Annotated in this window: 30 protein-coding genes; all 30 read left to right on the plus strand. The window is 44.7% G+C overall.

All coding sequences use genetic code 11. The annotated features are described in order from the left end of the window. Window positions 1-48 precede the first annotated feature (48 nt). Window positions 49-1,239, plus strand: coding sequence for an elongation factor Tu (gene tuf / locus EBO34_RS18730; protein ID WP_122901514.1), 1,191 nt, complete (start codon window positions 49-51; stop codon window positions 1,237-1,239). 696 nt (window positions 1,240-1,935) lie between these two features. Then, on the plus strand, window positions 1,936-2,244 hold the full coding sequence (rpsJ, locus tag EBO34_RS18735; RefSeq protein ID WP_026688626.1) for a 30S ribosomal protein S10: 309 nt from the start codon (window positions 1,936-1,938) through the stop codon (window positions 2,242-2,244). 30 nt (window positions 2,245-2,274) lie between these two features. Next, complete coding sequence (gene rplC, locus EBO34_RS18740) at window positions 2,275-2,904, plus strand: 50S ribosomal protein L3 (RefSeq protein WP_122901516.1); 630 nt, start codon at window positions 2,275-2,277, stop codon at window positions 2,902-2,904. A gap of 29 nt (window positions 2,905-2,933) precedes the next feature. Next, the gene (rplD, locus tag EBO34_RS18745) at window positions 2,934-3,557 is read left to right on the plus strand and encodes a 50S ribosomal protein L4 (RefSeq protein WP_122901518.1); all 624 of its coding nucleotides are present in this window, start codon (window positions 2,934-2,936) and stop codon (window positions 3,555-3,557) included. Then, on the plus strand, window positions 3,557-3,847 hold the full coding sequence (rplW, locus tag EBO34_RS18750) for a 50S ribosomal protein L23 (RefSeq protein WP_122901520.1): 291 nt from the start codon (window positions 3,557-3,559) through the stop codon (window positions 3,845-3,847). Before rplD ends, rplW begins: the two co-directional genes overlap by 1 nt. Window positions 3,848-3,878: 31 nt before the next feature. Further along, complete coding sequence (gene rplB / locus EBO34_RS18755) at window positions 3,879-4,709, plus strand: 50S ribosomal protein L2 (protein WP_122901522.1); 831 nt, start codon at window positions 3,879-3,881, stop codon at window positions 4,707-4,709. Between the two features lie 60 nt (window positions 4,710-4,769). Then, window positions 4,770-5,048 (plus strand): 30S ribosomal protein S19, encoded by a 279-nt coding sequence (gene rpsS / locus EBO34_RS18760; protein ID WP_122901524.1) that lies wholly within the window; start codon window positions 4,770-4,772, stop codon window positions 5,046-5,048. Between the two features lie 21 nt (window positions 5,049-5,069). Further along, window positions 5,070-5,411, plus strand: coding sequence for a 50S ribosomal protein L22 (rplV, locus tag EBO34_RS18765; RefSeq protein WP_026688620.1), 342 nt, complete (start codon window positions 5,070-5,072; stop codon window positions 5,409-5,411). 3 nt (window positions 5,412-5,414) lie between these two features. Next, on the plus strand, window positions 5,415-6,074 hold the full coding sequence (rpsC, locus tag EBO34_RS18770; protein ID WP_122901526.1) for a 30S ribosomal protein S3: 660 nt from the start codon (window positions 5,415-5,417) through the stop codon (window positions 6,072-6,074). Between the two features lie 2 nt (window positions 6,075-6,076). Continuing rightward, entirely contained in the window at window positions 6,077-6,511 is a 435-nt protein-coding gene (gene rplP / locus EBO34_RS18775) for a 50S ribosomal protein L16 (protein WP_026688618.1), read from the plus strand. After that, window positions 6,501-6,704 (plus strand): 50S ribosomal protein L29, encoded by a 204-nt coding sequence (rpmC, locus tag EBO34_RS18780; RefSeq protein WP_026688617.1) that lies wholly within the window; start codon window positions 6,501-6,503, stop codon window positions 6,702-6,704. The genes rplP and rpmC overlap by 11 nt, the downstream gene beginning before the upstream one ends. Window positions 6,705-6,726: 22 nt before the next feature. Then, entirely contained in the window at window positions 6,727-6,990 is a 264-nt protein-coding gene (gene rpsQ / locus EBO34_RS18785) for a 30S ribosomal protein S17 (protein ID WP_122901528.1), read from the plus strand. Between the two features lie 49 nt (window positions 6,991-7,039). Then, complete coding sequence (gene rplN / locus EBO34_RS18790; protein WP_026688615.1) at window positions 7,040-7,408, plus strand: 50S ribosomal protein L14; 369 nt, start codon at window positions 7,040-7,042, stop codon at window positions 7,406-7,408. A gap of 41 nt (window positions 7,409-7,449) precedes the next feature. Beyond that, window positions 7,450-7,761 (plus strand): 50S ribosomal protein L24, encoded by a 312-nt coding sequence (rplX, locus tag EBO34_RS18795; RefSeq protein WP_122901532.1) that lies wholly within the window; start codon window positions 7,450-7,452, stop codon window positions 7,759-7,761. 31 nt (window positions 7,762-7,792) lie between these two features. Further along, on the plus strand, window positions 7,793-8,332 hold the full coding sequence (gene rplE / locus EBO34_RS18800; protein WP_122901534.1) for a 50S ribosomal protein L5: 540 nt from the start codon (window positions 7,793-7,795) through the stop codon (window positions 8,330-8,332). Window positions 8,333-8,359: 27 nt separating this feature from the next. Next, window positions 8,360-8,545 carry a type Z 30S ribosomal protein S14 gene (locus EBO34_RS18805; protein WP_122901536.1) on the plus strand — a complete coding sequence of 62 codons (186 nt, stop codon included), beginning with the start codon at window positions 8,360-8,362 and terminating at the stop codon, window positions 8,543-8,545. Window positions 8,546-8,572: 27 nt separating this feature from the next. Next, complete coding sequence (gene rpsH / locus EBO34_RS18810) at window positions 8,573-8,971, plus strand: 30S ribosomal protein S8 (protein WP_026688611.1); 399 nt, start codon at window positions 8,573-8,575, stop codon at window positions 8,969-8,971. 28 nt (window positions 8,972-8,999) lie between these two features. Continuing rightward, window positions 9,000-9,536: a 50S ribosomal protein L6 gene (gene rplF / locus EBO34_RS18815; protein ID WP_122901538.1), complete on the plus strand. Its 537-nt coding sequence runs from the start codon at window positions 9,000-9,002 to the stop codon at window positions 9,534-9,536. Between the two features lie 34 nt (window positions 9,537-9,570). After that, entirely contained in the window at window positions 9,571-9,933 is a 363-nt protein-coding gene (rplR, locus tag EBO34_RS18820; protein ID WP_122901540.1) for a 50S ribosomal protein L18, read from the plus strand. A 25-nt stretch (window positions 9,934-9,958) separates the two neighbouring features. Then, window positions 9,959-10,459 (plus strand): 30S ribosomal protein S5, encoded by a 501-nt coding sequence (rpsE, locus tag EBO34_RS18825; RefSeq protein ID WP_026688608.1) that lies wholly within the window; start codon window positions 9,959-9,961, stop codon window positions 10,457-10,459. Window positions 10,460-10,472: 13 nt separating this feature from the next. Then, window positions 10,473-10,661 (plus strand): 50S ribosomal protein L30, encoded by a 189-nt coding sequence (rpmD, locus tag EBO34_RS18830; protein WP_026688607.1) that lies wholly within the window; start codon window positions 10,473-10,475, stop codon window positions 10,659-10,661. Between the two features lie 31 nt (window positions 10,662-10,692). After that, the gene (gene rplO, locus EBO34_RS18835) at window positions 10,693-11,133 is read left to right on the plus strand and encodes a 50S ribosomal protein L15 (protein ID WP_122901543.1); all 441 of its coding nucleotides are present in this window, start codon (window positions 10,693-10,695) and stop codon (window positions 11,131-11,133) included. After that, on the plus strand, window positions 11,133-12,425 hold the full coding sequence (gene secY / locus EBO34_RS18840) for a preprotein translocase subunit SecY (protein ID WP_122901545.1): 1,293 nt from the start codon (window positions 11,133-11,135) through the stop codon (window positions 12,423-12,425). Before rplO ends, secY begins: the two co-directional genes overlap by 1 nt. A gap of 72 nt (window positions 12,426-12,497) precedes the next feature. Next, window positions 12,498-13,151, plus strand: a complete 654-nt coding sequence (locus EBO34_RS18845) for an adenylate kinase (RefSeq protein WP_122901546.1) — start codon at window positions 12,498-12,500, stop codon at window positions 13,149-13,151. Continuing rightward, a complete protein-coding gene (map, locus tag EBO34_RS18850) occupies window positions 13,148-13,894 on the plus strand; it encodes a type I methionyl aminopeptidase (protein ID WP_122901548.1) in 747 nt (248 codons plus the stop codon). The genes EBO34_RS18845 and map overlap by 4 nt, the downstream gene beginning before the upstream one ends. A 25-nt stretch (window positions 13,895-13,919) precedes the next feature. Next, the gene (locus EBO34_RS18855; protein ID WP_122901550.1) at window positions 13,920-14,222 is read left to right on the plus strand and encodes a KOW domain-containing RNA-binding protein; all 303 of its coding nucleotides are present in this window, start codon (window positions 13,920-13,922) and stop codon (window positions 14,220-14,222) included. A gap of 4 nt (window positions 14,223-14,226) precedes the next feature. Further along, the gene (gene infA, locus EBO34_RS18860) at window positions 14,227-14,445 is read left to right on the plus strand and encodes a translation initiation factor IF-1 (protein ID WP_010896341.1); all 219 of its coding nucleotides are present in this window, start codon (window positions 14,227-14,229) and stop codon (window positions 14,443-14,445) included. 48 nt (window positions 14,446-14,493) lie between these two features. Then, the gene (gene rpmJ / locus EBO34_RS18865; RefSeq protein ID WP_026688601.1) at window positions 14,494-14,607 is read left to right on the plus strand and encodes a 50S ribosomal protein L36; all 114 of its coding nucleotides are present in this window, start codon (window positions 14,494-14,496) and stop codon (window positions 14,605-14,607) included. A 22-nt stretch (window positions 14,608-14,629) separates the two neighbouring features. Then, window positions 14,630-14,995, plus strand: coding sequence for a 30S ribosomal protein S13 (rpsM, locus tag EBO34_RS18870; RefSeq protein WP_122901552.1), 366 nt, complete (start codon window positions 14,630-14,632; stop codon window positions 14,993-14,995). An 18-nt stretch (window positions 14,996-15,013) separates the two neighbouring features. After that, the gene (gene rpsK / locus EBO34_RS18875; protein ID WP_122901554.1) at window positions 15,014-15,406 is read left to right on the plus strand and encodes a 30S ribosomal protein S11; all 393 of its coding nucleotides are present in this window, start codon (window positions 15,014-15,016) and stop codon (window positions 15,404-15,406) included. The last annotated feature ends 100 nt before the right edge of the window (window positions 15,407-15,506 follow it).

Raw genomic sequence — 15,506 nt, forward strand, 5'->3', positions numbered from 1 at the left:
ATTCTCCCTAATATAAAAATTCTATGAAATTCAAGGAGGAATTAGATCATGGCTAAAGAAAAATTTGATCGTTCCAAGACGCATGCCAACATTGGTACTATTGGACACGTTGACCACGGTAAAACAACACTAACTGCTGCAATCACTCACGTACTTCATAAGAAATCCGGTAAAGGTACTGCGATGGCTTATGACCAAATCGACGGAGCTCCTGAAGAGCGCGAGCGTGGAATCACAATCTCCACTGCACACGTTGAGTACGAAACTGACAGCCGTCACTATGCACACGTAGACTGCCCAGGACACGCTGACTACGTTAAGAACATGATCACTGGTGCCGCTCAAATGGACGGAGCTATTCTTGTAGTATCCGCTGCTGACGGCCCAATGCCACAAACTCGTGAGCACATCCTTCTTTCCCGTCAGGTAGGGGTACCTTCAATCGTAGTATTCCTTAACAAAACTGACCAAGTTGACGACGAAGAGCTACTTGAGCTAGTAGAAATGGAAGTACGTGACCTTCTTTCTGAGTACGACTTCCCTGGCGATGACATCCCAGTAGTAAAAGGTTCTGCTCTTAAAGCTCTAGAAGGCGACGCTGATCACGAGCAAGCGATCATCGACCTAATGGCGCAAGTTGACGAGTACATCCCAACTCCAGAGCGTGACAAAGACAAGCCATTCATGATGCCAGTAGAGGACGTATTCTCTATCACTGGCCGTGGTACTGTTGCAACTGGCCGTGTTGAGCGTGGACAGCTTAACGTTGGTGACGAAGTAGAAATCATCGGTATTGAAGAAGAGTCTAAGAAGACTACTGTAACTGGAGTAGAAATGTTCCGTAAGCTTCTTGACTATGCTGAAGCTGGTGACAACATTGGAGCACTATTACGTGGTGTATCCCGTGACGACATCACTCGTGGACAAGTTCTTGCAAAGCCAGGAACAATCACTCCACACACGAAGTTCAAAGCTGAAGTTTATGTATTATCTAAAGAAGAGGGTGGACGTCACACTCCATTCTTCACTAACTACCGTCCTCAGTTCTACTTCCGTACAACTGACGTAACTGGAATCTGTAACCTTCCAGAAGGCGTTGAGATGGTAATGCCTGGTGACAACATCGAGATGACAGTTGAGCTAATCAACCCAATCGCGATCGAAGAAGGTACTAAGTTCTCTATCCGTGAGGGTGGACGTACTGTTGGTGCCGGCGTTGTTGCTGAAATCACTGAGTAATAACTAAGCTAAGGCTTTACATGCAGCCCCCAGGATTTTCCCGGGGGCTGTTTTTTATTGGATTGATTTACGAGTTTCTTCTATCTAAGAGAGGAGGGTGATGTTTGTTTATGAGACAGGGGGGGCAGTGTCTAGGTTAAGGTATAATGGTTTATTTACAGGAATCCCACGGCCGAACTCAGGGAAAAAGTGCGGATTAAAGAATTAAGATCGTGATGGATTAAGGAATCTGCACGATAGATGGATTTTTCTGTTTCCGATTAAGGAGTTCCTGATAAATTACGGAGATTTACGTTAACCACCCAAGGATTCATGATATCTGATTCATGATAACCCAAAGATATACGATACCAGTAGGAGAATTAACGAAACCCCAACTGACTTCAAAATAAAGAAAATACCCCGATTTTCCCCGATATAACCTCCAAAACTAAAAGGAAACATTCCCACACCATCTAGCACTTGAAATCAGAGGAGATAATCTTTATAATAGTAAAAGTGTGATTACGTATATAAATTACAGAAATCACTTGATCTGCATTAGGCATTAATGTATAATGAATAATGTTGGTCACATGACAGGCGTTGATGTGGGAGGTTACCGACACACCAGCCCCCGTTGCCATGGAGCGGTGCTAGGAAAATTTCCACGGAGCAAGTCTATTTCCAAAATGGGCGAAAAAAGGAGGTAATCAAATGGCAAAACAAAAGATTCGTATCCGTCTTAAAGCGTACGATCACAGAACTCTTGATCAGTCTGCTGAGAAGATCGTTGAAACAGCTAAGCGTTCAGGTGCCAGTGTAGCTGGTCCTATCCCGCTTCCAACTGAAAAATCGATCTACACAGTACTTCGTGCGGTGCACAAGTATAAAGACTCTCGTGAGCAGTTCGAAATGCGTACTCACAAGCGTTTAATCGACATCATTGAACCAACTCCACAAACAGTGGATGCACTTATGCGATTAGACCTGCCATCAGGCGTTGACATTGAAATCAAACTATAAATGATTGTTTAATAACAGGAGGTGTGACTCATGGCCAAAGGAATCTTAGGTAAGAAATTAGGAATGACTCAAGTGTTCGCTGATAACGGCGAGGTCATCCCAGTAACAGTAATCGAAGCGACTCCAAACGTTGTTCTTCAAAAGAAAACGGTTGAAGCTGACGGTTACGAAGCTATCCAAGTTGGTTTCGGTGACAAAAAAGATCACCGCGCTAACAAACCTGAAAAAGGACACGCTGCTAAAGCAGACACTGCCCCTAAGCGCTTCGTTAGAGAAATTCGCGATGTGAACTTAGCGGATTATGAAGTTGGTCAGGAAGTCAAAGTAGATACTTTTGCAGCAGGAGATGTTGTTGACGTAACAGGACAATCCAAAGGTAAAGGTTTCCAAGGTGCAATTAAGCGCCACAACCAGTCCCGCGGACCAATGTCCCACGGTTCACGCTATCACCGTCGTCCTGGTTCAATGGGTCCTGTTGACCCGAACCACGTACGTAAAGGTAAAAACTTACCTGGACAAATGGGTGGAGAAACAAAAACGATTCAAAACCTTGAAGTTGTCCGTGTAGATACAGAACGCAACTTGCTCTTGGTAAAAGGAAATGTACCGGGTGCGAAAAAAAGCTATGTTACAGTAGAATCTGCTGTAAAAGCTAAATAAGTAGATCGACTAGGAAAGGAGGAGCCCTGATGCCTAAAGTTGCTTTATTTAACCAAACTGGCTCTCAAGTTGGCGATATCGAACTATCCGATAGTATTTTCGGTATTGAGCCAAATGAAAGTGTTCTATATGACGCTGTAATCATGCAGCAAGCATCACAAAGACAAGGTACGCACGCTGTTAAAGGACGTTCAGACGTTCGCGGTGGCGGTAAGAAGCCTTGGAGACAAAAAGGTACCGGCCGTGCACGTCACGGTACAATCCGTTCCCCACTATGGGTTGGCGGGGGTGTTGCATTCGGTCCTACACCACGTAGCTATGGCTACAAATTACCGAAAAAAGTTCGTCGTCTGGCGATCAAATCAGCTCTTTCTTCTAAAGTACAAGCCGAAGAGATTCGCGTACTGGAAGGATTGAGCCTTGAAACACCAAAAACAAAAGAGATGAAAGCTGTTTTAGCCGGCTTTTCTGCAGGAGAAAAAACTCTTGTTGTAACTGCTGACTACAACGATGCGGTCGCTCTTTCTACACGAAACCTTCCTGGAGTAAAAACAATTACTGCAGACGGTCTTAACGTGTTAGACGTCGTGAGCCACAGCAACCTTGTGATCACTCAAGACGCTGTTAAAAAGGTAGAGGAGGTGCTTGCATAATGGCAAACGCTCGTGATATTATTAAGCGCCCCGTAATCACTGAACGTTCTACTGACTTGATGGCAGAGAAAAAGTACACTTTTGAAGTGGACACTCGCGCTAACAAAACTCAGATTAAAGACGCTGTCGAAGAGATCTTCGGTGTGACAGTAGACAAAGTCAACACACAGAATTACAAAGGTAAATTCCGTCGTTTCGGACGTTATACAGGCTACAAAAGCAAGCGCAAGAAAGCCATTGTTCAGTTAACACCTGATAGCAAAGAACTAGACTTCTTTGAAGGTGTATAAAACATTTTTATAGAGAAGGAGGGAAACTCTGATGGCTATTAAAAAGTATAAACCAACCACTAACGGTCGCCGTGGAATGTCTGTTCTTGACTTCCAGGAGATCACTACAGATAAGCCGGAAAAATCCTTGCTTGCACCACTAAGCAAGAAAGCCGGTCGAAACAACCATGGTCGTATTACTGTACGTCACCAAGGTGGCGGACACAAACGCCAATACCGTATCATCGACTTTAAGCGTAACAAAGATGGAATTCCAGGCCGCGTTGCTACGATCGAATACGATCCAAACCGTTCTGCGAACATCGCTCTAATCAACTACGTTGATGGAGAAAAGCGTTACATCCTTGCACCTAAAGGACTTAAAGTAGGAATGGAAATCGTTTCTGGTAAAGATGCTGACATCAAAATCGGTAACGCACTTCAACTAAAGGACATTCCAGTTGGTACAATCATTCACAACATCGAGCTTAAGCCAGGAAAAGGCGGACAGCTGGTACGTTCAGCGGGTGCTGAAGCTCAACTTCTTGGTAAAGAAGGAGACTACGTACTTGTACGTCTTCGTTCAGGCGAAACTCGTATGATTCTTGCTACTTGCCGCGCTACAATCGGTCAAGTAGGAAACACAGAGCACGAGCTTGTAACAATCGGTAAAGCCGGTCGTTCCCGCTGGTTAGGCAAGCGCCCGACAGTTCGTGGTTCTGTAATGAACCCAGTTGATCACCCACACGGTGGTGGTGAAGGACGCGCACCAATCGGTCGTAAATCACCAATGTCACCTTGGGGCAAACCGACACTTGGCTTCAAAACGCGTAAGAAGAATAAAGACACGGATAAATATATTGTACGTCGTCGCAAAAAATAACGGGGTTGTGCTACGGTTCTATCAAGGAACCGTAGGGCAGTCACGAAGGGAGGTACACACATGGGTCGCAGCTTAAAAAAAGGACCTTTCGTCGATGATCACCTAATGAAGAAGGTTGAAGTACAAAACGAGAATGATGACAAAAAGGTTATCAAGACTTGGTCTCGTCGCTCTACAATTTTCCCACAATTCATCGGTCACACGATCGCAGTTTATGATGGTCGTAAACACGTACCGGTTTACGTATCAGAAGATATGGTTGGACACAAGCTTGGCGAGTTCGCACCATCAAGAACTTACAAAGGCCACGCTTCTGACGACAAGAAAACAAGACGCTAATAAAGAGGGGAGGTACTTTCCATGGAAGCAAAAGCAGTAGCGAAACAAGTGCGTATTGCTCCTCGCAAGGCACGTTTAGTGGTTGACTTAATTCGTGGTAAGGAAGTTGGCGAAGCCATCTCAATCCTTAAACACACTCCGAGATCAGCTTCTCCGATCGTTGAGAAACTCGTTAACTCGGCAATTGCTAACGCTGAGCATAATTACGAAATGGAACCAAACAACTTGGTTGTAAGTCAAGTATTTGTTGATGAAGGTGTAACGCTTAAAAGATTCCGCCCACGTGCGATGGGTCGCGCAAGCCGTATCAACAAACGTACGAGTCACATTACAGTTGTTCTTACAGAAAAGAAGGAGGGATAAGTAGTGGGTCAAAAAGTGAATCCTAATGGACTGCGTGTCGGCGTTATTCGCGGATGGGAGTCCAAATGGTATGCAGATAAAGACTATGCTGATCTACTTCACGAAGACATCAAAATTCGTGAGTATCTTGAGAAGCGTCTAAAAGACGCATCCGTATCCACTATTGAAATCGAACGTGCCGCTAGCCGCGTGAACGTTACGATTTACACTGCTAAACCAGGAATGGTTATCGGTAAAGGTGGATCTGAAGTAGAAGCTTTACGTAAAGCTCTTAACCAACTTACTGGCAAGCGTGTACACATCAACATTAACGAAATCAAGTCTCCGGACAAAGATGCTAGTCTTGTTGCTGATAACATTGCTCGTCAACTAGAAAATCGTATTTCTTTCCGTCGTGCTATGAAACAAACAATCCAACGCACAATGCGTGCTGGCGCTTTAGGTATTCGTACTCAGGTTTCAGGACGTCTTGGCGGAGCGGACATTGCTCGTTCTGAATCTTACAGCGAAGGTACTGTGCCACTACACACACTTCGTGCGGACATCGACTACGGTACTGCAGAAGCAGACACTACCTACGGTAAAATTGGTGTTAAGATCTGGATCTATCGTGGTGAAGTCCTTCCGACGAAAGGAACGAAACAAGAGGAAGGAGGAAAATAATCATGCTAATGCCTAAACGTGTAAAATTCCGTCGTGAGCACCGTGGTAAGATGCGCGGTCGTGCGAAAGGCGGTACAGAAGTTGCTTTTGGTGAATACGGCCTGCAAGCTCTTGAAGCGTCTTGGATTACAAACAGACAAATCGAGTCAGCTCGTATTGCTATGACACGTTATATGAAACGTGGCGGTAAAGTATGGATTAAAATTTTCCCAGATAAGCCTTACACTGCAAAGCCTCTAGAAGTTCGAATGGGTTCCGGTAAAGGTGCTCCTGAAGGATGGGTAGCAGTAGTAAAACCAGGGAAAATCATGTTTGAAATTGCGGGGGTTTCTGAAGAAGTTGCTCGTGAAGCGTTACGACTTGCTTCTCACAAACTACCGATTAAAACTAAGTTCGTAAAACGAGATGAAGTGGGTGGTGACGCAAATGAGAGCTAATGAGATCCGCAACCTAACCACTGCTGAGATTGAACAAAAGTCAAAGTCTCTTAAAGAAGAGCTTTTCAACCTTCGCTTTCAACTTGCGACTGGACAGTTAGACAATCCAGCCCGCATCCGTGAAGTTAAAAAAGCTATTGCACGTGCGAAAACAGTTTTGCGTGAAAGAGAGCTTGGAATTACAAACGATTAATACCTGAGAGGAGGTTTGCACAGTGGCTGAGCGTAATAACCGCAAGAGCTACACTGGTCGTGTTGTGTCTGACAAAATGGACAAAACGATCACAGTTCTTGTAGAAACGTACAAAATGCATCCGCTATACGGCAAACGCGTTAAATACTCCAAAAAGTTAAAAGCACATGATGAAAACAACACTGCAAAAGCTGGAGATATCGTCCGCGTAATGGAAACTCGTCCGCTTTCAAAAGACAAGCGTTTCCGTCTTGTAGAAGTTGTTGAAGAAGCTGTTATTATTTAATAGAAGTAAAGAATGACGTTTGCTTACCTGAAGGGAGGTAAATTGATCCATGATCCAACAAGAGAGTCGTTTAAAAGTAGCTGATAACTCAGGTGCCCGTGAAGTACAATGTATCAAAGTGCTCGGTGGCTCAGGCCGTAAAGTAGCTAACATCGGTGATATCATTGTTTGCTCGGTAAAACAAGCAACACCTGGTGGCGTTGTCAAGAAGGGTGAGGTCGTTAAGGCGGTAATCGTACGTTCTAAGAGCGGTGCGCGTCGTCCAGACGGATCTTACATTAAGTTCGACGAGAACGCAGCGGTTATTGTACGTGATGACAAGAGCCCGCGCGGAACTCGTATCTTCGGACCAGTTGCCCGTGAACTTCGTGAAAACCAATTCATGAAGATCGTATCTTTGGCTCCTGAAGTGCTTTAATCATAAATGGACGGAAAATGTCTGTTAAGGAGGTGCCCCTCATGCATGTAAAAAAGGGAGATAGCGTTAAGGTAATCTCTGGTAAGGACAAAGGCAAGGAAGGAACAATCCTTGAAGCATATCCAAGCAAAGACCGCGTCCTTGTTGAAGGAGTTAACATGGTGAAAAAACATGCTAAACCATCACAAGCGAACCCACAAGGCGGTATTTTGAACCAGGAAGCGGCTATTCACGTATCGAACGTATTGCCGATCGACCCGAAAACGGGCGAACCAACACGTGTAGGCTATAAAGTAGAAAACGGTAAAAAAATTCGTATCGCCAAGAAATCCGGCGAAGCGCTTGATAAGTAACAAGTTTTAGGTTGAAAGGAGGTTCACCACTATGAGTCGTCTTAAAGAAAGATACAATGGAGAGATTGCTCCAACTCTAACTGAGAAATTCAATTACTCTTCCGTAATGGCAGTTCCAAAAATCGATAAGATTGTAATCAACATGGGTATTGGTGATGCGGTTCAAAACTCTAAGGTTCTTGACAAAGCTGTTGAAGAACTTACAGAGCTTTCCGGTCAGAAGCCTGTAATCACTAAAGCGAAAAAGTCTATCGCAGGCTTTAAGCTTCGTGAAGGTATGCCAATCGGTGCGAAAGTAACCCTTCGCGGCGAGCGCATGTATGATTTCCTTGACAAACTTATCTCTGTTTCTTTGCCGCGTGTACGTGACTTCCGCGGGGTATCAAAGAAAGCCTTTGACGGACGAGGTAACTATACACTGGGAGTTAAAGAACAGTTAATTTTCCCTGAAATTGAGTATGACAATGTAGAAAAAGTCCGCGGTATGGACATCGTCATTGTTACTACAGCTGAAACGGATGAAGAAGCTCGTGAGCTGCTCACCCAAATGGGTATGCCGTTTCAAAAATAAGATCTCGCCGAAAAGGAGGTTTGAACCTTGGCAAAGAAATCCATGATCGCTAAATCTAAAAAGCCTAAGAAGTTCAATGTGCAAGAATATACACGTTGCGAACGTTGTGGACGTCCACACAGTGTAATCCGCAAATTTAAATTGTGCCGTATCTGTTTCCGTGATCTCGCGCACAAAGGTCAAATTCCGGGCGTTAAAAAAGCAAGCTGGTAATTCCGTGTAGGGAAGGAGGTAAATACGATGGTCATGACTGATCCTATTGCAGATATGCTAACTCGTATTCGTAATGCGAATACTGTACGTCATACAAGCTTGGAGCTTCCTGCTTCCAAGATCAAGAAAGAAGTTGCTGACATCTTAAAGCGTGAAGGTTTCATTCGCGACTTTGAATATATTGAGGACAACAAGCAAGGCATCCTTCGTATTTTCCTTAAGTACGGTGTAAATAACGAACGCGTTATCACCGGACTTAAGAAAATCAGTAAACCAGGTCTTCGTGTTTATGCTAAAGCTGATGAAGTACCACGTGTACTTGGCGGTTTAGGAATCGCTGTAATTTCTTCATCAACTGGCATTATCACAGACAAAGAAGCTCGCCAGAAGCAAGTTGGCGGCGAAGTACTAGCATACATTTGGTAATTTGAACGGAAGAATGGAGGTGTAAGGCATGTCTCGAATTGGTTTAAAACCTGTTGAGATTCCATCCGGTGTTGAAGTGAAGCAAGACGGTAATACCATTACGGTCAAAGGACCTAAAGGTGAGCTTACCCGTACACTTCACGCTGACATGGTCGTAAAACAAGAAGACAACCAGATCACTGTTGAGCGTCCAACGGATCACAAAGATCACCGCGCACTTCACGGTACTACTCGTTCCGTGATCAACAACATGGTCGAAGGTGTAACTAAAGGATTTGAAAAGACTCTTGAGCTTGTCGGGGTAGGTTACCGTGCTCAAAAGTCAGGGAATAAAGTAACTCTAAGCGTTGGATTATCTCACCCAGTTGAGTTTAATCCTGAAGACGGTCTTGAGCTTGACGTTCCTGAAAACACGAAAATCATTGTAAAAGGTATCGATAAAGAACGCGTTGGAGCACTTGCTTCTAACATTCGTGCTGTAAGACCACCTGAACCTTACAAAGGCAAAGGAATTCGCTACCAAGGCGAATACGTACGCCGTAAAGAAGGTAAAACAGGTAAATAAGGTTAAATTAACGGAATGAAAGGAATGACGTTCAATGATCACAAAAGCTGACAAGAACGTGGTACGTAAGAAAAGACACGCACATGTTCGTCGCTCGATCACGGGAACTGCTGAACGTCCTCGTTTGAATGTTTTCCGTTCTAATAAGCACATCTATGCACAGGTAATTAACGACGTCGATGGCGTTACAGTTGCTGGTGCTTCGAGCTTAGATAAAGAACTTAAACTTGAAAACGGCGGAAATAAAGAAGCGGCTCGTCAAATCGGCGAATTGGTTGCGAAACGTGCCCTTGAGCAAGGTGTTGAAACTGTGGTATTTGACCGCGGAGGATACCTTTATCATGGTCGAATCCAGGAACTTGCAGATGCAGCTCGTGAAGCTGGTCTGAAGTTTTAATTAACGACAAAAGGAGGGAAACTCATTGCGTAGTATCGACCCTAACAAACTTGAACTTGAAGAGAGAGTAGTTACTGTTAACCGTGTTGCGAAAGTGGTTAAAGGTGGTCGTCGCTTCCGCTTTGCTGCACTGGTTGTAGTTGGAGATAAAAACGGACACGTTGGCTTCGGTATGGGTAAAGCACTTGAGGTACCTGAAGCTATCCGTAAAGCGATTGAAGACGCGAAGAAAAACCTTATCACAATCCCGATTCAAGGTACAACAATCCCTCACCAGATTACTGGTGAATTCGGAGCAGGAAGCGTACTTCTAAAGCCTGCATCTGAGGGTACAGGAATCATCGCTGGTGGACCTGTCCGTGCTGTACTTGAGCTTGGCGGTGTAGGTGACATCCTTAGTAAATCCCTGGGATCAAACAACCCAATTAACATGGTGCGTGCGACCCTGCAAGGATTAACTGAACTAAAAAGCCCGGAAGAGGTTGCAAAACTTCGCGGCAAATCAGTAGAAGAGCTACTAGGTTAAGGAGGGAATTAACATGGCTAAAAAACTTGAAATTACCCTCACACGCAGCTTGATCGGACGCCCTGAAGATCAGCGCGTAACCGTAAAAACGCTTGGTCTTCGTAAAATGCACCACACAGTGGTACAAGAAGACAACGCAGCAATTCGCGGTATGGTGAACAAAGTATCTCACCTTGTTACTGTAAAAGAAATCGAAGCGTAACTTGAAGATAATGAGTTGAGGAGGTGCCGACATGAAACTTCACGAACTTAAGTCCTCAGAGGGTTCCCGTAAGGTTCGCAAACGTGTTGGACGTGGTATCGCTACTGGTAACGGTAAAACTGCCGGTCGCGGACATAAAGGACAAAACGCTCGTTCCGGAGGCGGAGTACGTCCAGGATTTGAAGGTGGCCAAATGCCAATCTTCCGCCGCTTGCCAAAGCGCGGATTTACAAATCCTACGCGTAAAGAGTTTGCTATTGTAAACCTTGAAACGTTAAACCGTTTCGACGCTGGAACGGAAGTAACTCCTGAGCTATTGATCGAGTCCGGTGTTGTAAGCAACGCTAAAGACGGAATCAAAGTTCTTGGAAACGGAAAGCTTGAGAATAAGCTTACAGTTAAAGCCCACAAATTCTCAGCTTCTGCAAAAGAAGCAATTGAGGCTGCTGGCGGAACTACAGAGGTGGTCTAATGTTTCAAACCATCTCCAATATATTTAAAATTGGTGATTTGAGACGTAAGGTATTATTTACCTTAGCCATGCTGATCGTGTTCCGTATCGGGGCACATATCCCTGCACCGGGTGTAGATGCTCAGGTTCTGAACTTTCAGGACGAGATGAATGCCTTTGGCTTTCTAAATACATTCGGTGGCGGAGCTCTTGAAAACTTCTCGATCTTCGCTACAGGGATCATGCCCTACATTACAGCATCGATCATTGTGCAATTACTAAGAATGGACGTTGTTCCTAAATTTGCCGAATGGGCAAAACAAGGTGAAGCGGGCCGACGAAAGTTGGCACAATTCACACGCTACGGGACAATTGTCATTGCATTCATGCAGGCACTTGGGATGTCTATCGGGTTTAACCGGATATTCCCTGGTCTTGTACCAAATCCAAGCGTTGTAACATTCCTGCTCATCGCTCTTACATTAACGGCAGGTACTGCCTTTTTAATGTGGCTCGGTGAACAGATCACAGCCAACGGTGTCGGAAATGGTATTTCGATCTTAATCTTTGCGGGGATCGCTGCTGCGATTCCAAACGGTGTCAACCAGATCTATTCAACACAGATTGCTGATGCCGGAGAAGCATTGTTTATTAATATCGTAGTAGTATTGCTGCTGCTCTTAGCCATGCTGCTTATCGTAGTAGGGGTAATCTTTGTTCAGCAGGCATTACGAAAAATTCCTGTACAATACGCTAAGCGTTTAGTATCAGGTAAGCCTCAAGGCGGTCAGTCCACTCACTTGCCACTTAAAGTGAACGCTGCCGGGGTAATTCCGGTAATTTTCGCTATGTCTCTCTTTATATTCCCGCCTACGGTCGCTGGATTTGTTGGAGATGATAATGCCATTGCCGGCTGGGTTACAACAAACTTTGATTACACGCAGCCATTTGGCTTAATCGTCTATGCTGCACTCATCATCGGATTTACGTATTTCTATACGTTTGTCCAGGTTAACCCGGAACAAATGGCCGACAACTTGAAAAAGCAAGGCGGCTATATCCCTGGAATCCGTCCTGGTAAAACAACGCAGGTTTATATTACACGAATCCTCTACCGTCTGACATTTGTAGGGGCCCTGTTCCTGGCAACTGTTTCAGTTATCCCGGTTTTCTTCACTGAGCTAGCGGGTCTCCCGCCAGCCGTTCAAATCGGAGGTACAGGTCTTCTCATCGTAGTAGGGGTTGCCCTTGATACGATGAAGCAGATTGAAAGTCAAATGATCAAACGTAGTTATAAAGGATTTATTAAATAAGGAAAGGGAGTTTCGGATAAAGTTTCTCCCTTTGCCTTCGATCGTGAATGAAGAACGATGGAGGGATAATCGATGAATTTAATCTTAATGGGTCTTCCGGGTGCGGGTAAAGGTACTCAAGCTGACAAGATCGTTGAAAAATACGGTGTTCCGCACATTTCAACCGGAGATATGTTCCGCGCAGCAATTAAAGGTGGAACGGAGCTCGGGTTGAAAGCAAAATCCTTTATGGATGCCGGAAACCTTGTTCCGGACGAAGTTACTGTAGGGATCGTCAAAGAGCGTCTTGCTAAAGACGACTGTAAGAAAGGCTTCTTACTCGACGGTTTTCCTAGAACAGTTGCACAAGCTGAAGCATTAGAAGAAATTCTCGCTGAACTCGATCGTCAACTTGACCATGTTGTTTACATTAAGGTTCCTGAAGAGGATTTGTTCAAGCGTCTTACTGGCAGATGGGTATGCCCGACTTGCGGCACCACTTACCATGAGATCTTCAATCCTCCAAAGGAAGCCGGCAAATGTGACAAAGATGGCAGCGAATTGATTCAACGAGAAGATGATAAACCTGAGACTGTCGAGAAGCGCCTGCAGGTGAACCTCGAACAGACACAGCCGCTTATCGACTTCTACGAGAATAAAGGTTACCTTCGCAATGTCGATGGTAAACAGGATATTCAAAACGTCTTTGAAGACCTCGATGTATTGTTGAAAGGAAGCAATCGATGATTATAGGCAAGACCGAGCGAGAGCTTGAAATCATGCGTGTTGCCGGAAAGATTGTTGCTTTAACACATCAAGAACTTAAAAAACACATCCAGCCTGGTATCACAACGAAGGAATTGGATAACATCGCAGACAAGTTTATTCGTCAACATGATGCGGTTCCATCTTTTAAAGGCTATAATGGATTTACTGGAAGCATCTGTGCTTCAGTAAATGAAGAGTTGGTACACGGCATTCCAGGCAACCGCGTATTGAACGACGGTGACATTATCAGCATTGATATTGGAGCCAAGTACAACGGGTACCATGGAGATTCTGCCTGGACTTACCCTGTCGGTTCGATCTCTGAAAAGGATCAAAAACTTCTTGACGTTACAGAGGCTTCCCTCTTTAAAGGTCTGGAAGAAGCAAAGCCGAAAGAGCGATTGTCCAACATCTCACATGCTATCCAAACGTACGCTGAATCTCATGGATTTTCTGTTGTCAGGGAATATGTCGGTCACGGAGTCGGTCAGGACCTTCACGAAGATCCGCAGATCCCGCACTTCGGTCCACCAGGGAAAGGCCCTCGTCTTAAACCGGGAATGGTACTTGCAATTGAGCCGATGATTAATGCAGGCTCGAGACATGTAAAGACACTTTCGGATAACTGGACAGTGGTCACAGCTGATGGAAAACGATGTGCCCATTTCGAACACACAATTGCTATTGTTGAAACAGGATATGAAATTTTGACAAAAGCCTAGTAAAGTGAAGGTGGTCGGTCACTAGATGAAAGATCCTGAATCTGTTCCGCAGCTCGGTGAGCTTGTGAGAATTATAAAGGGAAGAGACAAAGATCAGTACGCCTGTGTCATAGAAGTTCTGGATTCACGTTTTGTACGGATCGCCGACGGGGATAAACGTAAGGTAGACCGTGCAAAGAAGAAGAACATTCAGCACATTGAGCGAATGGACCTTGTTTCTCCTGAAGTAAAAAATAGCATTGTCGATACGGGCCGTGTCACCAATGCAAAGTTGCGATTTGCAATTTCATCATATATGAATGACAATTTACTGAAGGAAGGAGAGTAAATTCATGGCCAAAGAAGATGTAATCGAAGTTGAAGGAACGGTCATCGAGCCGCTTCCAAACGCGATGTTTCGTGTTGAACTAGAGAATGGACACAAAATTCTTGCCCACGTATCCGGTAAAATCCGTATGCACTTCATCCGTATTTTACCTGGAGATAAAGTGACCGTTGAATTGTCTCCCTATGATTTAACACGTGGTCGCATCACGTATCGTTATAAATAAGCTGATGGAAAGCGAAACCGCACTCCGTATCACAAGGAGGTAAAGAGCATGAAGGTAAGACCATCTGTAAAGCCAATGTGTGAAAAATGCAAAGTTATTCGCCGAAAAGGTACCGTCATGGTAATCTGCGAAAACCCAAAACACAAACAAAAACAAGGTTAATCCAACAGGAGGTGTAACGTAAATGGCACGTATTGCTGGAGTCGACATTCCTCGTGATAAGCGAATTGTCGTATCTTTGACTTACGTTTACGGTATCGGACAAACAAGAGCTGCTAAAGTTCTTGAAGAAGCTGGAGTATCTCAGGACACTCGCGTACGCGATCTTACTGAAGACGAGCTTGGCCGTATCCGTGAAGTAGTAGATAGCATTAAAGTAGAAGGTGACCTTCGTCGTGAGGTTTCCCTTAACATCAAACGTCTGATCGAAATCGGTTCATACCGTGGTATCCGCCACCGTCGTGGTTTACCAGTCCGTGGTCAGAAAACGAAAAACAACGCACGTACGCGTAAAGGACCTCGCCGTACTGTAGCGAACAAGAAGAAGTAAAGGAGGTAATGTACTGTTATGGCTAAACCGAAAACGACTCGTTCAAAGCGTCGTCAACGTAAAAATATTGAATCTGGAATTGCACACATCCGTTCAACGTTTAACAACACGATCGTAACGATCACAGACCCTCGCGGAAACGCAATCTCTTGGGCCAGTGCTGGTGCATTAGGCTTTAAAGGTTCACGTAAATCGACTCCTTTCGCAGCGCAGACTGCTGCTGAAACTGCTGCAAAAGCGGCGATGGAGCACGGCATGAAGAGTGTAGAGGTTTCCGTTAAAGGCCCTGGTGCCGGACGTGAAGCAGCTATTCGTTCCCTTCAAGCTACCGGTCTGGAAGTTAACATGATCAAAGACGTTACTCCAGTACCTCACAACGGATGCCGTCCACCAAAACGTCGTCGAGTATAATGACAATTCAGGGTATGTAATTTCATACCCGTGTCAATAATGGTTAAGAGTCATGAATAAAAGAAGACTCTTTTGGGAATATTGACGATTCATTGCAGAT

It is taken from the genome of Alteribacter keqinensis (assembly GCF_003710255.1).
Taxonomy (GTDB): Bacteria; Bacillota; Bacilli; order Bacillales; family Salisediminibacteriaceae; genus Alteribacter; species Alteribacter keqinensis.